The organism is Brevibacillus sp. FW301-21C12A (genome assembly GCF_058788915.1).
The window spans coordinates 1-5528 of sequence record NZ_JBYTBG010000090.1; the positions used below are offsets into that span (position 1 = coordinate 1).

The 5528-nt window shown below is 48.5% G+C and carries 5 protein-coding genes and 2 pseudogenes; all 7 read left to right on the forward strand.

The annotated features are described in order from the left end of the window. Nucleotides 1-78: 78 nt before the first annotated feature. Nucleotides 79-238 (forward strand): annotated as a pseudogene (locus tag AC3WQH_RS25175) (RHS repeat-associated core domain-containing protein); the annotation flags it as partial. A 678-nt stretch (nt 239-916) separates the two neighbouring features. Further along, nucleotides 917-1321, forward strand: coding sequence for a hypothetical protein (locus AC3WQH_RS25180; RefSeq protein ID WP_005837297.1), 405 nt, complete (start codon nt 917-919; stop codon nt 1319-1321). Between the two features lie 160 nt (nt 1322-1481). Continuing rightward, a pseudogene (locus AC3WQH_RS25185) lies at nt 1482-1982 on the forward strand (RHS repeat-associated core domain-containing protein); the annotation flags it as partial. Beyond that, complete coding sequence (locus AC3WQH_RS25190) at nt 1980-2624, forward strand: TreTu family toxin (protein ID WP_492332314.1); 645 nt, start codon at nt 1980-1982, stop codon at nt 2622-2624. The pseudogene AC3WQH_RS25185 and the gene AC3WQH_RS25190, both read left to right, overlap by 3 nt. Next, the gene (locus tag AC3WQH_RS25195; protein ID WP_129552224.1) at nt 2624-2926 is read left to right on the forward strand and encodes an immunity protein TriTu family protein; all 303 of its coding nucleotides are present in this window, start codon (nt 2624-2626) and stop codon (nt 2924-2926) included. The genes AC3WQH_RS25190 and AC3WQH_RS25195 overlap by 1 nt, the downstream gene beginning before the upstream one ends. Before the next feature lie 195 nt (nt 2927-3121). Further along, nucleotides 3122-4570, forward strand: a complete 1449-nt coding sequence (locus AC3WQH_RS25200; protein WP_483072597.1) for a hypothetical protein — start codon at nt 3122-3124, stop codon at nt 4568-4570. Further along, the coding region (locus AC3WQH_RS25205; RefSeq protein ID WP_492332313.1) for an RHS repeat domain-containing protein at nt 4527-5528 on the forward strand (1002 nt) is incomplete at its 3' end. The genes AC3WQH_RS25200 and AC3WQH_RS25205, both read left to right, overlap by 44 nt.

Consider the following 5528-nt stretch of genomic DNA (forward strand, 5'->3'; position numbering starts at 1 on the left):
GGTGGTTGAAGGAGGGAAGAAGCATATGAAAATGCGAGAATAAGGGAGAAAGACTCAAATTTTAAGGGGTTAAACCGGTTTTACTACCTGCGTGCCCGGTATTATGATCCGAAGATGGGGCGGTTTGTGTCGGAGGATACGGTTAAGGGGCAGGTGGATAATCCGCTTAGTTTGAATCGATATACGTATGTGAGTAATAATCCGTTAAAGTTTGTGGATCCGAGTGGTCACATACAGGAGATGACGGGAGGAGTAGGTGGCTTTTCCTCACCGGCAGAAGAATACATGCATTGGGCAAAGGTTGCGGCACGAAGGGCATACGAAGAGGGGATAGAACCCGAAGATGCGGTAAGAAAGTATGTACCAACGCAGTATCAGAGGGAAGTTCTTTCGACAGCTATCGTTACATTTAACAATACGGTTGGCATGAATCATGGGGATGCTCCTGATTTGGGATTGGGTGTTGCTGGTGCGGGGGCAGCAGTAGGGACAATTAGAAACACAGGTAATCTCGCCGCAAAAATTGAAGCTAATGCGATGGCACAACTCAGGAAAATGGAACAAGCTTCTGGTGCTCACTTTTTCTCTAGACATGGTGCACAGACAACTCTTGCCCAACAGTATAACCGAGCAATAACTGGACTAACTCCAGATGGAATTGCTGGCAGAATGGTTGACTCATCTCGTTTCCTTACCCATCTGAAACAGCTAAATGCCGTTCAACGAGCAGAAACTATTTTTAGACAAACGGGAAAAACTGTTTTTGATTTTGATATGGGAGAAATAATTGGCGAAGGTTATTTACGTGGTGGAGGAAACGTAATTAATACAACTAAAGTTCAGGCTGTATTTAAAGACGGGAAATTGGTAACATTGTATCCTAAATTAAGATAATCATTAAGATTGGAGGAAAAACATGAATGTTGTAAACCCTCACTTTCTGGATGTCTTTTTAAGACCACTAACGGGTTTAGCTGATGATGATGAAGCTGTAGCACATTATAAAGAAATAGAGTTACAAACAGAGCAACAATATAAAGCAGTCATTAGAGAAACACTTGTTGAGCATTTTAATAATCTTGAGGAAGTGGAAAAGAGAAAATCAAAAATAGCACTCAGCTACTATTTAACTAAACCAGAAATAGATTTTGAAAGAGTATTTTATTCGCTACTTCCACCATTTGATGCCCCACCCAATGCTCGAGATTTCTTTTTATGGCTTTGGGAAGAGCTGTTTATTGGTGAAAGTTTTGAGCTTATTGATGTTGAGTCGTACAAAGTTGTTGCTGATATGTATGAGCCACTTCGTTCAGAAAAGTGATAAAGGTTAATAGGGAATAAGCTGGCTAGAAAATGAGGAAAATGCATTACCCCAAACGAGACTCTCCATTACTCGTCTGGGGTATTTTTTCGTGTAATTGAACTGTACCTAGGGGAGGTGAACATAATGAATAGATTGCCGTTGGATATTGTCGTCACGTGGAAGACTGCTGGCCACGAAACAGCAGACCGGAAGCGTAACGGATACGATCCACTATGTGTACCTCAACGGGCAAGTGATCGAGGAACTGACCCAGGACGGCCGGGTCAAAGCCCGCAACGTCTTTGGTAACCAGTTGATCTGGCGCAAAGACTACACGACGAACCAGGAAGGCACGTACTATTACAACAGCCACGGAGATGTCGTGAAGATCAAAGGACCGAGCGGGAATGTCCTGAATACGTATGAGTACGACATCTGGGGCAACTTGATTGCGGATAAAGTCAAGGAAACGATGATGAACCCGTTTGCGTATGCAGGGGAAATGTACGACAAGGAGAGCGGTTTTTACTACCTGCGTGCGCGGTATTATGATCCGAAGATGGGGAGGTTTGTGTCGGAGGATACGTATAAGGGGCAGGTGGATAATCCGCTGAGTTTGAATCGGTATACGTATGTAAGTAATAATCCGTTAAAATATGTTGATCCAAGTGGACATATCAATGTAGGAGTTGGTGAAGGAAATTCTGGAACCTATTATTATTTTGATAATGAGGGAGTCCGGAGAATACATGGAACAAAGGAAATTGATTGGCAGTATTATCGTGAGTGGTTCGAAAAAGATCAAGCCGGCATGCAAGATGCACTGAGAGGTACAAACAAAATTAAAAATAGCATAGCAGCTCAGGTTACATGGGACTGGGCAATGGATAATGGGATTCCAATGGATGGTGGAGGTGCAGGCTATTCAGTAAAAGGTCCTGGAGTTAAGTTGGGCACTAAAAATACAATTACCAATAATACTATTAAGGGGACAGGAAATGTTGCGACTACTCGAGTAGGTCGATGGATGTCCAGAGAAGAATACGATACCATGGTCAAAACAGGTAAAGTACCTGAAAGTTATACTGGGACGACCCATGTTGCTAATCCTGCGGATGCTAATGCCTTTGGGAAGCAAGCAAAGCCGGGATCAATATATGTCGAATTTGATGTTCCCACGTCGTCGCTAAAGCAAACAAATGAGGGGTGGGCCAAGATAATTGGGCCAAATTCACTTGAAGGTAGATTGGCGGCCAAAAAAGGACAGCCAATACCTCAGATGCCGTCTGCCACTAACATAAGAATAGTAGGTGAAAAATAATGCTTGATAATTTTCAAATTTGGGCTAGAGAGATAAAGGGATGGTTACAAGCTAAGGGAGTTGAGACGGAAGAAATAAATATTGTAGACTCAACAATCTCTGATAATCCTAGTATCACTGTACATCACTATTCCCCTGAAAAATTCATTGGTTTGATTACACTCTGGGAAACCAATACCGCTTATGTTGAGATACTCGAATATTCAAGTGGCGAAACGGTGATATCCGAACATCTACAGATACAAGCAAATTCGGATTTTAATGAGGTTTTCAAAAGTTATCTTTCTACAATTTCAAAATGAGTTTAATACCGTATTCCCTGATTTAAAATGTCAGGGATTTCTTTTATGGGGGAAAGCCAGTGCAATTAATCGACCACCGATTGGAACAAGAACAGGCGGGTAACATCAGATAGGTTGAGTTTGATATAGATTCTCTTTGTGACGATCTGAACATACGATCTGGAGAGCAAAAAAGGCTTCCGTGCGTTTTCCCAGTTGAAGGCCATGCGAACGCAGGCGACCTCCGCGTCCGGCGAGCCGTACTATTCGAACCTTTCCTACGAGTACAACGACCAGTATTTGCTGCGAAAAGAAACGGAAATTCACTCGTTCCCGGTGAACTTGTCGGGCTACAAAAGCCAGATTACCGAGCGAACCTATGAATACACGAATGCGCAGCTTTATTCGATCACGGAAAACTTGGGCGGAAAGACGAGGACGCAAACGTTTCCCGCATACGATTCGTACGGCGTGCAGCCTACGCAAATATCTCTGACCGGAATCGAGCTGGAGAGTGGGAAAACGGACGTCCTGAACTTCTCGCTGGAGATCGACAACCAAGGCCAGGTAAAAAGCCAGACGTACCCAAACGGCAGCAAAGTCACCTACGAATATGACACGCTGGGAAGAGTCCTCACCGAGAGCTTCCGCCACCAGGGCGCGACCCGCACCACCACGTACGTGTATCGGGACGGTGAAGCATCCGGCACGAGCGCGGAGGGGCCGGGGATCGTCGAGAGAATTTTGCAGGACTCGTCTCGGGCCATCACCTACTACACGCCATACGGAGACATCGCCTATCAGGAACAGAGAGGGACGAGCGGAGGCAAACGCCCGCTGGTAGAAAACGAGTTTACCCCGGACGGCATGCAGATCAGCCGCACGATTCCATACGGAAACCAGGCGCAGAGCACCACATATGCCTACGATTGGGACGGCTTCGTCTACCAGACCACGAACGCCCTGGGAACGACCCGCTCCCATCGGGCCAATGCGTATTCAGACGGCACCCGCTATTTGCCGCGCCTGACCGAGCAAACGTTGTCCCCGAACGGCTACATCGTCACCACCTACCGCGACCTGTACGGCCGGGTGGAGAGCGTGGAAGAAACGACCCAACGAGGCAGCCACCGCCGCGTGACCACCTACCAGACAGACCGCTTCGGAAAAGTCACGGACAAGGAAGTCTCGGACGGCAGCACCTCCCAACGCTGGACGATGCGCTACGATCACAACGACCAATTGGTCTATTTGCGCGACCCGGAAAACAACATCCACGAATACAGCTACGACGGACTCGGCAACCTGACCACCGTGCTCGAAAACGGCACGCCCACTGCCGTGTACACGTATAACGCGCTGTCCTGGAAGTTGTCCGAGAAGAACCCGGAGACCAAAGCCGAGCAGTACACCTATGAAAAAAACGGTGCCGTCAAAACTTTCAAAGACAAAAACGGCGTTCTTTTCAGCTACCAATATTCGCCGTTCAACGAAAGGACGAAGGTATCCGCAGGCAGCGGCTTCTACGAAGAACGCAGCTACGATCCGCTCTCCGGCTCGCAACTACGGCCAAACCGTCCGCTACGGTTACGACGAATACCGCCGCCTGAACCGCCAAACGATGATGGGAAAAGACTACCAGCTCGTCTACACCGACCACGATGAGGCCATCGACGCCATCGTCTATCCATCCCGCAGCGCTGTTTCCGGCTCGGCTCCCTCTTTGCGCGTCGATTACACCTACGACAATGCCAGCCGCCTCAGCGCCGTAACCATTCCCGGCGTAGGAACGACGAGCTACACCTACGACATGAACAACAACGGAGAGACGAACACCGTCTCCTACCCCGGCCAGTCGTCGGCAATGCAAAAGACGATCAGCTCCTTTGCCGAGATCACGGGGATGAACCACGCCGACGGATGGAGTGAGACCAACGGCTACGACCTGTTCGGCAACATCACAAGCCAAAAGCGCGGCGGAGCCAACTACGGCACGTTCGCCTACGACAAGCTGTCCCGGATCAAAGAAGAAACCATCCAGGGCAACACCCGCCAGTACGCCTACGACCGCCGCGGCAACCGTCAAATCTATGCCAACGCGCCCGCCGATTCGACGCGCAGCTACGAACTGAAACACGATTTGCTGAATCGCCTGATCGAATACAAGGACGCCAAAGGAACAACGACGTACACGTACTATCCAGGCGGCCTGCGCGCGACGAAGCAGCAGACCGGAAGCGTCACGGATACGACCCACTACGTGTACTTGAACGGGCAAGTGATCGAGGAACTGACCCAGGACGGACGGCTCAAAGCTCGCAACGTCTTTGGTAACCAACTGATCTGGCGCAAAGACTACACGACGAACCAGGAAGGCACGTACTATTACAACAGCCACGGGGATGTCGTGAAGATCAAAGGTCCGAGCGGGAATGTGTTAAATACGTATGAGTACGACATCTGGGGCAACTTGATTGCGGATAAAGTCAAGGAAACGATGATGAACCCGTTTGCGTATGCAGGGGAAATGTACGACAAGGAGAGTGGGTTTTACTACCTGCGTGCCCGGTATTATGATCCGAAGATGGGGCGGTTTGTGTCGGAGGATACGGTTAAGGGGCAG

Excerpts from the sequence above, each read along its gene's own strand:
- AC3WQH_RS25180 (WP_005837297.1), top strand. The coding sequence starts at position 917 with ATGAATGTTGTAAACCCTCACTTTCTGGATGTCTTTTTAAGACCACTA.
- AC3WQH_RS25195 (WP_129552224.1), top strand. The coding sequence starts at position 2,624 with ATGCTTGATAATTTTCAAATTTGGGCTAGAGAGATAAAGGGATGGTTA.